Consider the following 334-nt stretch of genomic DNA (forward strand, 5'->3'; position numbering starts at 1 on the left):
CCCCCGGGCGGCGGCTCCTCCCGCCCCATCGCGATCCGTCCCGCCCGAGCCCCCGCCTCCGACAACGGCAACCGCACCGTCGTCAGCGAAGGCACCGCGTCCACGCTGAACGGCAGGTCGTCGAAGCCGGCGACCGAGACCTCGTCCGGGATGCGCAGACCGGACTCGCGCAGGGCCGCGCACGCCCCCACCGCGACGGAGTCGTTCGCCGCGACCACGGCGGTCAACGACGGGTCCCTGCGCAGGAGTTCGAGCGTGGCCTCGTAGCCCGACCGCCGGTCGTAGCGGCCGTGCACGGTCCAGCGGGGATCCTCGGCGATGCCGTGCGCGGCCA

Annotated in this window: 1 protein-coding gene; it reads right to left on the bottom strand. The window is 75.4% G+C overall.

All coding sequences use genetic code 11. From position 1 onward, the window contains the following. A partial coding sequence (locus JHN63_RS52245) for a substrate-binding domain-containing protein (RefSeq protein ID WP_200692080.1) occupies positions 1-334 on the bottom strand: 334 nt, incomplete at both ends.

It is taken from the genome of Streptomyces sp. MBT65 (assembly GCF_016612545.1).
Lineage (GTDB): Bacteria > Actinomycetota > Actinomycetes > Streptomycetales > Streptomycetaceae > Streptomyces.